Source organism: Butyricimonas muris (assembly GCF_046365375.1).
Taxonomy (GTDB): domain Bacteria; phylum Bacteroidota; class Bacteroidia; order Bacteroidales; family Marinifilaceae; genus Butyricimonas; species Butyricimonas muris.
The window spans coordinates 112,183-127,427 of the sequence record NZ_JBKEIT010000011.1 but is presented as its reverse complement, the minus strand read 5'-3'; the positions used below and the strand labels follow the sequence as shown (position 1 = coordinate 127,427).

13 protein-coding genes are annotated in these 15,245 nt (G+C 37.1%); all 13 read left to right on the top strand.

What is annotated here, in order from left to right:
• Positions 1–87 precede the first annotated feature (87 nt).
• The 13 genes from ACK8P8_RS17505 (at position 88) to ACK8P8_RS17445 (ending at position 15,237) form a co-directional block, all read left to right on the top strand.
• Positions 88–2,271, top strand: a complete 2,184-nt coding sequence (locus ACK8P8_RS17505) for a patatin-like phospholipase family protein (RefSeq protein ID WP_369858741.1) — start codon at positions 88–90, stop codon at positions 2,269–2,271.
• A 639-nt stretch (positions 2,272–2,910) separates the two neighbouring features.
• Entirely contained in the window at positions 2,911–3,432 is a 522-nt protein-coding gene (locus tag ACK8P8_RS17500) for a UpxY family transcription antiterminator (protein WP_303179915.1), read from the top strand.
• Positions 3,433–3,537: 105 nt separating this feature from the next.
• A complete protein-coding gene (locus ACK8P8_RS17495) occupies positions 3,538–4,296 on the top strand; it encodes a hypothetical protein (RefSeq protein ID WP_369858740.1) in 759 nt (252 codons plus the stop codon).
• Between the two features lie 10 nt (positions 4,297–4,306).
• Complete coding sequence (locus ACK8P8_RS17490) at positions 4,307–5,704, top strand: MraY family glycosyltransferase (RefSeq protein ID WP_369858738.1); 1,398 nt, start codon at positions 4,307–4,309, stop codon at positions 5,702–5,704.
• A 16-nt stretch (positions 5,705–5,720) separates the two neighbouring features.
• On the top strand, positions 5,721–6,926 hold the full coding sequence (gene wecC / locus ACK8P8_RS17485) for a UDP-N-acetyl-D-mannosamine dehydrogenase (RefSeq protein ID WP_369858737.1): 1,206 nt from the start codon (positions 5,721–5,723) through the stop codon (positions 6,924–6,926).
• Positions 6,927–6,928: 2 nt separating this feature from the next.
• Entirely contained in the window at positions 6,929–8,083 is a 1,155-nt protein-coding gene (gene wecB / locus ACK8P8_RS17480) for a non-hydrolyzing UDP-N-acetylglucosamine 2-epimerase (RefSeq protein WP_369859069.1), read from the top strand.
• 47 nt (positions 8,084–8,130) lie between these two features.
• Positions 8,131–9,423 (top strand): oligosaccharide flippase family protein, encoded by a 1,293-nt coding sequence (locus tag ACK8P8_RS17475; RefSeq protein WP_369858736.1) that lies wholly within the window; start codon positions 8,131–8,133, stop codon positions 9,421–9,423.
• Positions 9,420–10,439 (top strand): WaaS/CpsH family glycosyltransferase, encoded by a 1,020-nt coding sequence (locus ACK8P8_RS17470; RefSeq protein WP_369858735.1) that lies wholly within the window; start codon positions 9,420–9,422, stop codon positions 10,437–10,439. Before ACK8P8_RS17475 ends, ACK8P8_RS17470 begins: the two co-directional genes overlap by 4 nt.
• 21 nt (positions 10,440–10,460) lie before the next feature.
• Entirely contained in the window at positions 10,461–11,666 is a 1,206-nt protein-coding gene (locus tag ACK8P8_RS17465; protein WP_369858734.1) for an O-antigen polymerase, read from the top strand.
• Between the two features lie 24 nt (positions 11,667–11,690).
• Positions 11,691–12,320, top strand: a complete 630-nt coding sequence (locus ACK8P8_RS17460) for a hypothetical protein (RefSeq protein ID WP_369858732.1) — start codon at positions 11,691–11,693, stop codon at positions 12,318–12,320.
• Positions 12,321–12,338: 18 nt separating this feature from the next.
• Positions 12,339–13,316, top strand: coding sequence for a GNAT family N-acetyltransferase (locus ACK8P8_RS17455; protein WP_369858731.1), 978 nt, complete (start codon positions 12,339–12,341; stop codon positions 13,314–13,316).
• Between the two features lie 23 nt (positions 13,317–13,339).
• Positions 13,340–14,179, top strand: a complete 840-nt coding sequence (locus ACK8P8_RS17450; RefSeq protein WP_369858730.1) for a glucosamine inositolphosphorylceramide transferase family protein — start codon at positions 13,340–13,342, stop codon at positions 14,177–14,179.
• 8 nt (positions 14,180–14,187) lie between these two features.
• On the top strand, positions 14,188–15,237 hold the full coding sequence (locus ACK8P8_RS17445; protein WP_369858729.1) for a glycosyltransferase family 4 protein: 1,050 nt from the start codon (positions 14,188–14,190) through the stop codon (positions 15,235–15,237).
• Positions 15,238–15,245: the final 8 nt, after the last annotated feature.

Sequence of the window (15,245 nt, the reverse complement as noted above, 5' to 3'; positions counted from 1 at the left end):
TGATAATAGAGAAAACTGCTCTCAAACTTTTTCACCCGTGGCGTTGAAAGAGATTGGTGATTGGATTGAGAATTTAAAAATAAAGAAATGAAAAGATTACGCTATTCAATCATCTTCGTCCTTTTTCTCGGTTTGGCGGTCAACGTGTCTGCCCAGCGGAAGAAGGTGGGATTGGTGTTGAGTGGCGGGGGAGCGAAGGGTGTTGCACATATCGGGGTATTGCAAGTGTTGGAAAAGGCGGGCATACCCGTGGATGTGATAGTGGGAACGAGTATGGGGTCTATCGTGGGAGGGTTGTATGCCATCGGATACACGGCCGATCAATTGGATAGCCTTGTGCGGGCGCAGGATTGGATGTTCCTTTTAAGCGATAAGGTGAATCGTTACGATTTGTCGTTCAGCGAGAAAGAGTACGATGCGAAATACGTGTTGTCCTTCCCCTTCGAACGGGGAAGACGTCGTCCGGTAGGGTTTATCAGGGGACAAAACGTGTATAATCTTTTTACAGACCTGACTATCGGGCATCATGATTCGTTGGATTTTTTGAAATTGCCCATTCCCTTCGCTTGCGTGGCTGCTGACGTGCTGAATCGGCAGGAGGTCGTGATGACCGATGGAAATCTGGTGCGGGCGATGCGGGCAAGTATGGCTATCCCGGGAGCGTTTACGCCGGTAATGGCGGGTGATCGGGTACTGGTAGACGGGGGCGTGTTGAATAATTTCCCGACAGACGTGGCACGGGCCCTTGGGGCGGAAATCGTGATCGGCGTGGATGTACAAGCGGATTTGATGGCGGAGGATAAGCTGGAATCGGTTTCCGGGGTGATACCGCAGATTATCAATTTGCTTTGTATGAATAAACACGAGGAAAACGTGAAACTTGCCGACTTGGTTATCCGTCCGAACGTGAAAGGATATTCTGCCGCGAGTTTTAGTGCCCGCGCGATCGACTCTTTGTTGACAAGGGGTAAGGTGGCGGCATTGCAGGATTGGGGTGAAATCATGCGAGTGAAAGAATTGATAGGAGGGCGGAATGAAAAAGTAGCCGATCAACCAGCCGTGTACCTGCCGGAAGAGTTTGATATCCGGGATATACGCGTCGAGGGACTCACGACCAAGCAGGAAGGATGGGTACGCCGGAAAATGCGGTTGCGGGAGAATAGTGCGGTGACGCTTGCCGATATACACCGGGAGGTGGCGATGTTGTACGGGACAAAGGCTTTTTCTGCCGTGAGTTACCGTTTGTTAGGGAAACCACCTTACGATCTGGTGCTGGAATTACAGGCTCAACCCATGAGTGCCGTGAATGTCGGTTTCCGTTTCGACACGGAGGAGATGGCGGCAATTCTTTTGAACACGACCTTGAATTATAAGGCTTTGAGAGGTTCACAGGTAGCCTTGACGGGGCGATTGAGCCAGAATCCTTACGTGAAGATAGAATACTCGTTGGAAAATACTTTCCTGCGTCGGTTTAATCTGGCTTATATGTTCCGTTATAATGACGTGAATTATTATCACAAGGGGGAAAAGATGAATAATGTAACTTACCGTTATCATTTCGGGGAATTGGGGTTGTCCAGTCTTTATTTCCGCAATTTTAAGTTTCAGGTGGGCTTGCGTTACGAGTATTTCGATTATAATTCATTGCTTTTTGCCAACGAGGAAGAGATTATAGACGTTCGTCCGGAAGGTTTTTTCAGTTATTACGGGTTGGCTCAGTTAGATACTTACGACCGCCGTTTCTATCCGAATCGGGGGATCTCTTTTTTAGCTTCTTACTCGATTTATACCGATAATATGGGAACGTATGACGGGGGAGCTCCTTTTTCCGCACTATCCTTGAATTTTACCCCGGTGATTGCGGTTTCCGATCGTTTGAAAATGCTGCCCGCCGTCTATGGGCGTGTGTTGATCGGGAACAACCCGGCGTATTCATACTTGAATTGTATGGGGGGAACGGTTTTCGGGCGTTATGCCGCGCAACAAATTCCTTTTCTCGGGATCAATCACGTGGGAGTTTTTGAAAATTCTTTACTTGTCGGGCGGTTGGAGTTGCGACAACGCGCAGGAAGAAAACACTATTTTTCTTTAGTCGGGAATTATGCCATGCAAGATGATAGTTTTTTTGATATCTTCGGGCGTAAAGGTATCTGGGGTGGAGGTGTCGGTTATTCCCGTGACTCTTACTTGGGGCCTATTGATTTGATGTTTAGTCTTTCGGATTGGAACAAGAAACTCGAATTTTATTTTAATCTGGGGTTCTATTTCTAAGTTTATCCGTCCGGTTTAGTTCTACCCGGAATCCACGGTAATCCTAGGGTTATACTACCTCTCCTCTGTTACAAATTCCTTTTACACTTCTTACACCGTCATTAGGCAAGGGTGAAATAAGTGTTATACAAGTGATTTGTAAGCAAGTTAAGGTAGTATAGCCCTAGGATTACCGTGGGTTTTCGGTAGATACAGTATAATTTTAGATGAGAAGATGTGTTAAATTGATATTGTCCTACGAGAGAGGGAAAATGATGTTGTGTGTTGATTATTAGTTTTTTATTGCGTATTTATAAACGATCAATTATTGACATTAATAAAATTTGCCAGTTGACTAAAATCACAAAAACATAACCAGCTAATTACGAGAAGCAAAAATTATTATTGGAAAAGTTTGCGATAAACAAAAATGCTGTATATTTGCAACGCAATAAACGATCGTTTTTTCAGATTAAAATGTCGTTTTGCGAAACAGTTTTCGTGCATCTATTTGTGTCACTGTTTAAGTGAGGTGCGTGGAACACATGGCAATAAATCAGGACCGGTAATAAGGTTAGTGCGCGAAGCGTGTCCGGTCAATTCGTCCCTTGCAAATGGTAGAGGGATGAAAGTTCGTTTTTAAGCAGAATCAACAATTACATGATCGAGGATAAGAAAATAAACTGGTATGTCGCTTACACGCGGGTGAACCAGGAATTATTTATCAAGAAAAAACTGGATGAGCTGGGAATCGAGAACTTTCTCCCGTGTGAGGAGCAAGTGCGAGATACACCGCTTGGTCGCAAGACGATCCGTGTACTTTTGATTCACGGGATGATTTTTATCCGTACGGATAAAAACACGAGTTTTTCTTTGATTAATGACCATTCACTGAATATAGTTTATTTGAAAGATATAGAAGGGCGTCATTCTCTCGTGGTTCCCGATAGACAAATGCAGAATTTCATGTTTTTATTGGATTTCTCTACCAGTGGTATCGAGATCTTGAATAAAAACCTCAAACGGGGAGATCGGGTTCGGGTTATCAAGGGTCCTTTACAGGGACTGGAAGGAGAGTTAGTACGTTTGAAAGGGCACAAGCGGGTGGTGATTCGTTTGGACGGAGTGGCGTCGATAGCCACATCTTATATTCCGGGCTCTTTCCTCGAAAGAATAGAGTAAAACAAAACAATTAATTTAAGATTTATGAATTACGATTTGCGATTAAAAAAGTGTCAATAAGTACAATTAAAATCATAAATCTAAAATCGTAAATCAAGAATACAAATGGAAAAAGGCTTATTTCATGATTTGTACAAGCAATTGAACGATCTTGACATCCGGTCGTATCCCCCGGAAATGTTGTCGGGCTTGTTACACGGTTACTTGACAGTATACTCCATGGTACGCGTGTACCCGTGGTTGGAGAGTGATTTCGGTAACCCGTATGATGTTCACGAGCGGGCAAAAGAAATTGCCCGGTTGTATTCGGTGTTGTTGACGAACGAGGATTTACCCGTCGATTCCCGTGCCGGTTATGCGGCGGATATGATGGATGTTTACCAGTTGTACTCGGACTTGAGTTATTTGAACGATGGTCTGGATGCGGCGTATAGGATTCTGACTATAAGAGGGAATGACAAGATCGCCTTGCCTTGCCGGACGCCGAATGTTTGTCGATTGCTATGTAATTGCTACTATTTCACGGGTGACGAGGTGTGTGGCGAATTGGCAGGCAGGCTTATCACGGAGGCATTGGGATATATTCGAGGCGGCGACCGTGATGTATTGTTGTCGTGGTGGGACGCTATTTGTCTGTACGATGACGTGATCGGTGCGATGGAATTGCCAAAAGAAGAACAGGAGCGGTTGAACGAAGAACAGGCACATCTGCGGGTAAGTGTAGTGCGGCAAGAGAATGAGAAAATCGAGCGTTTGCATCAGATGGGGCAAGATGCTGATTTCAGTTTGGTGGCAGAAGTTTTTTATATTTTGGCGAAACGCGAGTTTGTGGCGTGTAATGAATATTACGTTGTGAAAGAATAATTCCGGTTGTATGTTTCTTTCTTCTTTTTTTATCAGTCTGCTGGCAACGGCGTATCTTATACCGAAGATATTATTTATATCTATCCGTAAGCATTTGATAGATCAACCCAATGCAAGGAAGGTGCATACTTGTGTATCTTCCCGTTTGGGAGGGGTGGCATTTTTTCCGGCTATCTTTTTCGCGATAGGGGTCACGGTTTCCGTGTTTTCCCGGTTTGATACGAATGTAATGGAACATTTTATGACAGCCGGTTTTATCATGGTGATGTGTGCATGTATCCTGTTATATTTGATTGGAATCGCGGATGATGTTGTGGGGGTAAGTTGGCGAGTCAAATTTGTGTTCCAGATCATAGCTGCCGGGTTGATCATTTTATCCGGTACGTGGGTGAATAACTTGTACGGTATTTGCGGAGTGTGGGAAATTTCCGCTTGGGTGGGAGTCCCTTTGACAATTTTTTTAATCGTGTTTGTTATCAACGCCGTGAATTTGATTGACGGGATTGACGGCTTGGCTTCCGGGCTGAGTTGTGTGGCGTTGTTATTCTTGGGTGTTTTATTTCTTTACGAGGGGAAAGAAACGAGTTCTTTGTTGGCTTTTACCACGTTGGGAGCGTTAATACCTTTTTTTTATTACAACGTCTTCGGGATCGCGAAGAAGAGATACAAGATATTCATGGGTGACACGGGTTCATTGGTGATTGGATTGATATTAAGTATATTAGCGGTAAAGTTTGCCTGCTTGGTTAGACAAGAGAGTGGCGGGGTGACTTACCCGTTCATCGTGGTGGCTTTTTCCGTGTTGCTGGTGCCCGGTTTTGATGTTATTCGGGTGGTACTTCATCGGTATCGTGCGGGTAAACCGCTTTTCTTGCCGGATAAGAATCATATTCATCACAAGTTCCTTGCGTTAGGGTGTTCCCATCGTAAAGCCATGTTCATGATTCTTGCCTTGGCATCGTTGTTTATTATTCTGAATATGACGTTATGCCTTTATATAAATATTAACGTGCTTATCGTGTTGGATATCGTGTTATGGACGGTTTTGCATGTATGGTTATCTTCTAAAATAAAGAAAAGACGGGATGAAGCGGCTCGTTTGGAACAGAAGCTTATTGAAGCGGGATGCCGTAATTGTAAGGAACGGGATGCGTTGAAAGTAAAATTCTTTTTGGAAAAGAAGGCCGGAAAGGTTGTTACGATTGATGATATAAAAGAAAAATCCGGTGCGGAAAGGTTGCGTGTGGATTCCATTCTTTTTGATTTCGTGGAAGAGGGACTTATTATTTTAGAAAAAAACGGTGAAACCGAGCACGGTATTTATGATGAGAAAACCACGATTCAATGGTTCGATACCCGCTTGCCGTTATTCGTGGAAAATTATTTAATGAGAATAATGAAAAACTAATTAATACATTTTGAACATGAAGGCTTGTTTTATGGGGTTGGGCTATATCGGTCTACCTACAGCAATAATTGCGGCAAAACATGGTGTGCAGGTAACGGGAGTTGATATAAATCCAAGAGTTGTCGAATTGACGAATCAGGGAAAACTTCATATCATAGAGCCCGGTATGGAAGAGATGCTTGGGGAGGTTGTCGCGAACGGGACATTGAAGGCATCGGTCGCCCCGGAAGAGAGTGATGCTTATTTTATGGTTGTTCCCACGCCGTTTAAAGGGAATCATGAACCGGATATTTCTTACGTGGAGGCAGCTACCCGTGCTGTATTGCCTTTGCTGAAAGAGGGTGATTTGTACGTGATCGAGTCTACGTCCCCGGTTGGTACAACCGAGAAGATGATGGATTTGATTTACACGGAACGCCCGGAATTGCGGGATAAAATCTATATTGCTTATTGTCCGGAACGAGTGCTGCCCGGAAATGTTATTTACGAGTTGGTACACAATGACCGGGTAATTGGAGGTGTAAACGAGATTTCTACCAAGAAAGCGATCGAGTTTTACGCTCAATTCGTGCAAGGTACATTACATCGCACGAATGCCCGAACTGCCGAGATGTGTAAATTGACCGAGAATTCATCCCGAGATGTGCAAATCGCTTTCGCAAACGAGCTTTCTTTGATTTGTGACAAAGCGGGAATTAACGTGTGGGAGTTGATTAATTTGGCGAATAAACACCCGCGGGTGAATATTCTGCAACCGGGATGCGGTGTCGGGGGACATTGTATAGCCGTGGATCCTTATTTTATCACGGCCGAATTCCCCATGGAATCGAAGATTATTGCCGATGCTCGGGAAATTAATAATTACAAGGCGTTCTGGTGTGCGGAGAAGGTTCAGAACGAGATGTTGAAATTTGAGTTGAAGCATCATCGTAAGCCTGTTATCGCCATGATGGGTTTGGCGTTCAAGCCGAATATTGATGATTTACGAGAATCCCCGGCAAAATATATCACGACGAAGGTAATGCAGGGATGCAATAACGCGGATATCTTGGTTGTGGAACCGAATGTCAGCGAGCATAAGATATTTAAGTTGACCGATTACCGGGAAGCGTACGATCGTGCGGATATTGTGGTGATGCTTGTCGCTCATGATGTATTTAAGGAATTGTCTTGGACGGACGAGAAAGTTATTCTTGATTTTTGCGGGATATACAAGAAATAATGATGAAAAGAATAATGTTGGTTTTCGGGACACGTCCCGAGGCTATAAAGATGGCTCCTTTGGTGAAAGAATTTCAAAAACACCCGAAGGAGTTTCAGACGGTCGTGTGCGTGACGGGACAACATCGGGAGATGTTGGACCAAGTATTGCATTTATTTGAAATTGAGCCTGATTATGATTTGAATATCATGAAACAAGGGCAGGATTTGTATGACGTGACGGCACGTGTTTTAACCGGGATGCGGGACGTGCTGAAAGAGGCACAACCGGATGTGGTACTTGTTCACGGGGATACGACAACTTCGACAGCAGCGGCTTTAGCGAGTTTCTATCAACAAATTCCGGTGGGACACGTGGAAGCGGGATTGCGTACCCGTAATATTTATAGTCCTTGGCCGGAGGAGATGAACAGGCAAATCACGGGACGCATTGCGGCTTATCATTTTGCCCCGACGGCTTTAAGTCGACAGAATTTATTGGAAGAGGGAATTAAACCGGAATCTATTGTGGTGACGGGGAATACGGTGATTGATGCTTTATACATGGTGGTGGATAAAATCAAGAATGATGATAGTTTGAATATTTCTTTGCGTGAAGAATTACGGGAAGCCGGGTATGATGTGGAGCGTTTGAAAACCGGAGAGCGGAAATTAGTACTCATCACGGGGCACCGGAGAGAAAATTTCGGGCAAGGATTTATTCACATGTGTTTGGCGATAAAAACGTTGACGGAGAAGTATCCTAACGTGGATTTCGTGTACCCGATGCATCTGAACCCCAACGTGCGGAAACCTATTCGGGAGGTGTTCGGGGAGAAGTCGACTTCTAATATGTTCTTTATCGAACCGTTGGAATATTTGTCTTTCGTGTATTTGATGGAAAAATCAACCATCGTGCTGACGGATAGCGGGGGTATTCAAGAGGAGGCTCCCGGTTTGGGAAAACCTGTACTCGTGATGCGCGATACCACGGAACGTCCGGAGGCATTGGAAGCCGGAACGGTAAAACTTGTGGGAACGGATTTCGAGAAAATCGTGGGTGAGGTTTCGAGGTTGTTGGAGGACGAGGGGTATTACGAGAAGATGAGTAAGGCGGTGAATCCTTATGGGGATGGTATGGCGTGTGAGAGGGTTATAGATTGTCTGAAATTGTTTTGAGTAAAAGAATTTTCGTGATGAGAATGAACGTTTTCAAAAAATAGGATATGATATTAACTAAATTTTTAATTGATAAATTAAGAATTAAATTTGTATCTGACACGATTTGGACATTGGTTGGGATGGGGGTTGTGGGATGTTCTGGTTTGTTATTGCAAACTTTAATAAATGGATATTATTCTACCACGATCTTAGGTGTTTATTCCCAAGTAATAGTTCTTTATACACTCTTTACAGCAATTTCTTGTATGGGGATAGAAACTTCGACATTAAAATATATATCGGAGCATATTGAAGATAAATTTGAAATGGGAAGTATATTAACTTCCTCTATTTTAATAATGATAGTTTCTTCAGCATTAGTTATTAGTATATTATATGTTCTTTCTTTTTTGGGTGTTTCAATTTTTAGTACTATTGAAGTGGAGAAGTCATTTTCATATATAGTATTTGCAATACCCTTATTTGCAATAAATAAGAATTTTATTGCTGTTTTTAATGCAGCTAGAAAAATGAAGCAATATTCTATTGCAAGAACTTTGCGCTGGACATTGATATGCTTATTTACAATTATTTCTGTTTTATTAGAGAAAGGAATAGAATGCTGTTTATATGCTTATTTCTTTGCAGAACTAATTCTTGTAATATATTTTCTGTTTTTTTTTAGAAGATGGTTTACTCTAAAAGGAGTTGGATTTTGGATAAAGAAACACTTAGTATATGGTTTGATGGGATTATTTATGACAGTTATTAGTGAAATGAATAATAATCTTTTGGTTTTAATTGCAGGCTACTACTTGTCATTAAAAGAAATTGGAATAATTGCTTTTGTGATGACTTTTACAAAGACAATAAATATAATATCTTCTGCAATTCAAATTAACTTTAATCCTTTATTTGTAGAGTGTTGTAAGAAAAATGCACCTAATTTAGTTCGTTCTCATATTAGTAAGATTTTTAGGATTGTGAAATATGCTGTAGCACCTTTATTTGCTAGTTCCTTATTAACGTATTATTTATATACATCTCTTTTTATGGGAAGCGACTTTAATAATACTTTTAGACTTTATATAATTGTTGCTGTAGGGGCATTGTTGTCTTTCTGTTTTCAATGGACTTCTTCAATGTTAATATTGTCACGAGAATTTAAAGGTGAAATAATACGAGTTATTGTAGTCGTTGTTTTTAAAATATGTGTTACTTATTTATTCACAAAATATATTGGTATTGCTGGTAATTTGTTATCTTATACAGTAACGGAATTGATTTCTGTAGCAATAAGTTTTTACTTAATTGATAAATTACTTCACTTTAATCTGTTGAAATTGTCATATTCATGAAGCTAATGAATTCTAAACGCATATTATTAACTGTACCTAATTTTTATAGTTATCCAGAGATAATTGAAAATGCATTATTTGATTTGGGATTTACTGTTACAAAGATTGTTTATCCTAAAAAATCAATTTATATGCCGATTTTTTGTAAATCAAAATTTAATTTTCTGCGAAAAATATATACGTTATTTAAAGATGATTTTGATGATTATAGTCTATATTGTGAAAGTCAAATAGAATCTTTAAAGTTTGAGTATTTGCTTACTATAAATATACCTCTATCACGACGGTTTATAGAGAAAATGAAATCTGAGAATTGTAATTTGCAAACCATTTATTATTTGTGGGATAGTTTACATCAATTCAATTTTATAAAATATCTTTCATACTACGATAGAGTTTATACATTTGATTATGCTGATGCAAAAGAGTTTAACATAGTATATCTTCCTAATTTTTGGTATATAGACAAAAATTTTTCTTGTTTGGATGAAAAAGAACGATATGATCTTTTTTTTGTTGGGAAATTTTCAATACATAGGGCAGAAGTAATAGTATCTCTTTTACAAAATAATCCAGAATTACAATATTATATTCGTTTATATAATAAAACACTATTAACGGAAAATGCGCAATATAGAGAATGGCTAAAGACGAAATCTGAAGATTTTATGCGGTTATTAGAAGGTATTGTTGTTAATGAAACAATTATGTTAGATGATATAAATAAGAAATTAATGAGTTCTGATTGTGTTTTGGACATTGAAAGTTATGAACAGAATGGCTATTCTCAAAGAGTGGTTCTTGCTTTAGCAAAAGGCAAAAAATTATTAACAACTAACCAAATTCTATTACAACAAAGTGGTGAAGGAGAGCAAGTTCGTGATATAAATATAGTTTGGCAAGATTTGCATCAGTGGATTGTCAATAACAATAATGACTCTGCTTTAAAAATAAAATTGCAAGAATGTGAAATTCATCAATGGTTGTGTCAATTACTTGGTTTATATCATGAATAAGTATAGATTTACTTTGATAATATGTTGGTTAAGATTAATGCTATAAATCTATTTTCACCTAAAATCGGATTCCCATTTTTGTATATTTTAATAAATATGTTGGGTTTCTATAAATTTTCATTTAGATTATTCTTGTGTTTGGTAATATTTTATTTAACTTACTATTTAGGGATTATTGTTTGCCAATTTCAATATCGAGATTATGGAATTAATCGATTGAATTTTCAAAATTGTTTTAGAGCTGGGAATGTAATACAGTCTAAGGCTCTTTATTTTTTATCAAAATGTATGACTGTTATATATTTATTTCTTATTGTATTTCAATATTTGAGGATAGGAATAAATAATGCAGATACTTTTCGATTAAATTGGCTTCACGGAATTCCAATGGGAACTTTTTGGTCTTTGTTGTTATCGTTAGGATTAATCTACTTTGTGTATGTTTTGACGAAAAAATATATTATCAAACAGGTTTCTTGTATTTCTTATATTTTTTGGAGTATTTGTATTATAGGGATTGTTTCCTTGTTAGGTAGTAGGAGTGTACTTAGTATTGTTTTTTTTTCTTCATTTTTTGTTTTTTATTGTTCGGAAAAAGTATCATCAAAGAAGACATTATACATTACTTTTATTGTACTTGTACTTTTTATATTATTACGAATAGTGAGTATTTTATACGGTAGTGATGAGCGTTTAATTTATTATTTGGAGTCGGGAAAAATAGATTATTCTAATCCGATTACAACATTGTGGAATTTTATTGTGTTGACAGTTGAAGATATTGGTTATCGAACGCAAAAAATCATAGATTCAGTTCCTGAGATAATAGGATATACAAAAGGTGAATCATTATTTTTTTCTTTTTATAGTATGTTGCCTGGGGAGCAAATTAATCCAGCTATAAAATTAAATCATGAATTATTTTTTGGTAGTAGTGAAGATGTTGGTTATCCTCCTACTATTGTAGCCCAAATTTATTTGGATTTTGGTTATATAGGTTTATTTATTGTGCCTTTAATAATAGGGTATTGGTATGAATATTTTTATATGAAAGCTCGTAAATACTGTTCTCAGAATGGTTTTTTATTCTATATGATTTTTACGTATTGTTTATTGCTCTCATGTTATGGAGAATTCTTGATATTTAATTTATTGCGATTTATTGTATTTATAGCATTTTGGAACCTATTAAAACAAATATGCCTTTCTGGATTTAGAACATATTGAATGTGAATGTTTTTTATTTAATTTATGAGAAATATTTTTTTGGTTTTTAGAAAGAAAGTAGAATTGTATGGAATAAAGAATGCTATAGGCTTAGGCCTAAAATTTGTTTTTAGAAAGCTATTTTGTATTTCGTGGAATACATATTATTTGATGTCCATAAAATCAAGGAATAAAGTGATTGTGTTACCAGAAAGAGTAGAGGTGCGACTACTTAAGTTATCCGATTTTGCTAGGGATATAGATGCTTCTTTTTTTACAAAAGAAAAAAAACGGATTTACGAGGAGAGATTTCAAGATAAAACAATGAAAGGGTTTGGGGTGTTTGAAGATGGAAAATTAGCTTGTTTTGCTTGGCTTAGTTTAAAACGTATGGAAATAACTACTACTTTTAATTTTGATTTACCATATTCTTCAGCATTATTATTTGATGATTATACGCAATTCGGTTTTAGGGGAAAAGGATATCATCATTTAATAAATGACTTTCGGATAAAGTATTGTTATCAAAATAATATAAAGAATATATATGTTTTCGTTGTACGCCACAATGTTCCAGCATTGAAAACTCAAATTAAATCTGGGTTGGAAATAAAGAAAAAATTCACGTTGTGGAATATCGGAGGTAAAGAGATTTGTTCAAAAAAAATTATATAGAAATTAGAAGAAATTATTATGCTTGTCAATGAAACTGTTTTTTTTGAAAAACAAACAAGAATGTCATATATTTCTTTTGATCAGTCAAAAGGATGGCATGATTATCAACTTGCTTTAAAAAAAGAGAAAGTTTTATATTTTATTGACCAAGAAGATGAAACCATGATTTGTGCTTGGGGGATGATACGCAAACTTTCTTTTTTGGGAAGTATTCTACAGATAAAGGGTGAAGCTAAAAAGAAAAATATTACAAGAATACAAATACAAAAATTTTATAATGATATTGCGGAGTACTCTCGGGGTAAGTACTTTTTTGTATGGGTATCGAGTTCTGACTTGTATAGTGTAGATTATGAGATCGGGATTCGTCAAGCAGGATATGTTCGTCCACTAGTTCAAAGTGTGTGTCCTTTGTCTATTCTAGTGGATTTAGATATTGATATGGAAAGAACAAAAAATTGGAGAAAAAAAGTAAGGCAAGGGATTAAGAATGAATTGGTTTTTAAATATATAGAAAAACCGACGAAGAACGATATTGAGATCGTTTGTGAAATGTTTAGAGAATTATCCCAAACTAAAAAGTTAGGGTATGAGTTATCTAATGATGCTCTCTCTTGTTTACTATTGGATACTCGAATGAAATTATTTTTTGTGTATACAAAAGATAGTATTCCTATTTGTGCAAGAATTGTTTACGTACAAGGAGATTTTTCATATGATACCATAGCTGCTAATTTTAATTTAAGTAGAGAAATACATGGAACCACTTATTTTATGATAGAATCAATATTGTCTTATTTAAAAAAGCAGGGAGTGAAAAGGTTTGATTTTGGGAGAATAGGACCCGGAAAACGTTCTTCTAATAGCGTTTATGAATTTAAAGCATATGTTGGAGCTCCAGAAGTTCATTATAACGGGGAATGGGTATTGGCAAATAGTAAATTTATTGAAATGTTATTTTTCAGCATGTTGAATTTAAAACTTCAAAGATTCTAATGGACATTTTTCAAAAATTGTATGTGAAAAGTAGTTTGTTCCATTGGAATATCGGATTAACTTCTTTTATTGATACAGATTTTTCTTTAGCAAGGATTTCTTGGTTGAAGCATTCTTATCGAGATCGTTTTTTTGCAGATCCTTTTTTATTATCGGTTAATGAAGATTTTGTTGAAGTTCTTGTTGAAGAATTTTTTTATTCAGAGTGGAGAGGGGTTATAACATTATTGGTGATAGACCGAAAGACAACTCAATTACTTGAAAGGAAAGTTATATTAGAGTTAGCCACTCATTTATCCTTTCCATTTATTATTGAAGAAAAAGGGGAGGTTTTTGTTTTACCGGAAAATGCTGCGAGTGGGAAATTGAGTGTTTATCGTTATAATACTATTGCGAAAGAACTGGAATTTGTGAAGGTGTTGTTGGATTTTCCTGCTGTAGATCCTGTAATATATAAATTCCGGGAAACGTATTATTTATTGTGTACACAAGAAGGGAAAAATGTAAATTCTGATTTGTATTGTTTTTGTGCATCTTCTTTTTTGGGAGATTATATGAAAGTAGGAGAGAATGCAGTAAAGTCGGATGTTTCTGCTGGAAGATGTGCAGGAGGAATATTTACTATTGGAGGAAATTTGTATAGAGCTGCTCAAATATGTACTAGTTCTTATGGTGAAGGATGTACTATTAATATGTTGAATTCTTTTGAACCTTTTCAAGAAAAGGTTGTTAAACGATATATGGCAGTACAACCTTATAAATTTGGTTTTCACACCTTGAACAAACGTGATTCTGTATTGGTGGTTGATGGATTAAAGTTTTTGTTTAATCCGATAGCTAAATTAAAGTTATTATTCAAATAGTGGTTCGTATGAAGAGAATATTATTTATTAATAATGGTTATCCAACCGAAGAATTACCGAATTATTCGACATATGTGAAAACGATGTATCAGTGTTTATTGAATGCTGGCTTTCAAGTTGATTTGTTGGTTCTTCGATTACATAATTTGGGCTCTTTAGCTAAAATTTGGGCTTATTTGAAGTTTTGGTGGTGTTTGTTAAGGGTGAGATTAGCCCCGTATGATATTCTCTATGTAAATCATGCTCCCTTCGCTTTTCCTCTGTTTTTTAGAAAAAGGAAATATAGAAAAAAAATATATATACATTGGCATGGAAATGAGCTAGTGGGTAAGACATTTTTTGTTCAGAATATGTTAAGAATGTTGAAGCCTAGGGTTAAAGAGTGTTGTCATATAGCCCCTTCATGTTATTTTAAAGAACGAGTGAAGGATATTTTAGAGGTTGTTGATGAGAATGTTAAGGTTTCTCCTAGTGGAGGAGTAAATACGGATTTATTTAATTTAGAGGAGAAATCGTCTGGTAGGAATGAGTTTGTAATTGGTTATGCTTCATCTTTAACAATGGGAAAAGGAGTAGATATTTTGGAGGGTGTTTTGAAGAGTTATGTTTATTTGAAAAAGAAAACCTCAAAAATTATTTCCTACAGAGTAATAAAATACGGGAGAGATGCTTCTTGTTTTCTTAATTTATTTGCGAAAGAGGAAATACCTTTATCTGTGGTTGATAAGTGTCCTAAATCTTTAATGCCTAATTTTTATCATTCAGTTGATATTTTGTTAATGCCCTCCAAAAGCGAGAGTTTAGGGCTAGTGGCTTTAGAGGCTATGAGTTGTGGTATTCCTGTAATTACATATGATATATGTGCTTTTTCTGAATTTGTGATTTCTGGAGTATCAGGAGAGTTAGTGAAATATACAAAAGATAAAAAGAGGGATGTTGAGGAATTTGAAAAAGCTATTATAAAAATAATAGAGAATTATGATTTATATGCTCCTCGGAAAATAGTATTGGAGAGATATTCAGAGCAAACGGTTGTTGATTTTTATAAGAGTTTGTGAAAGTGTTG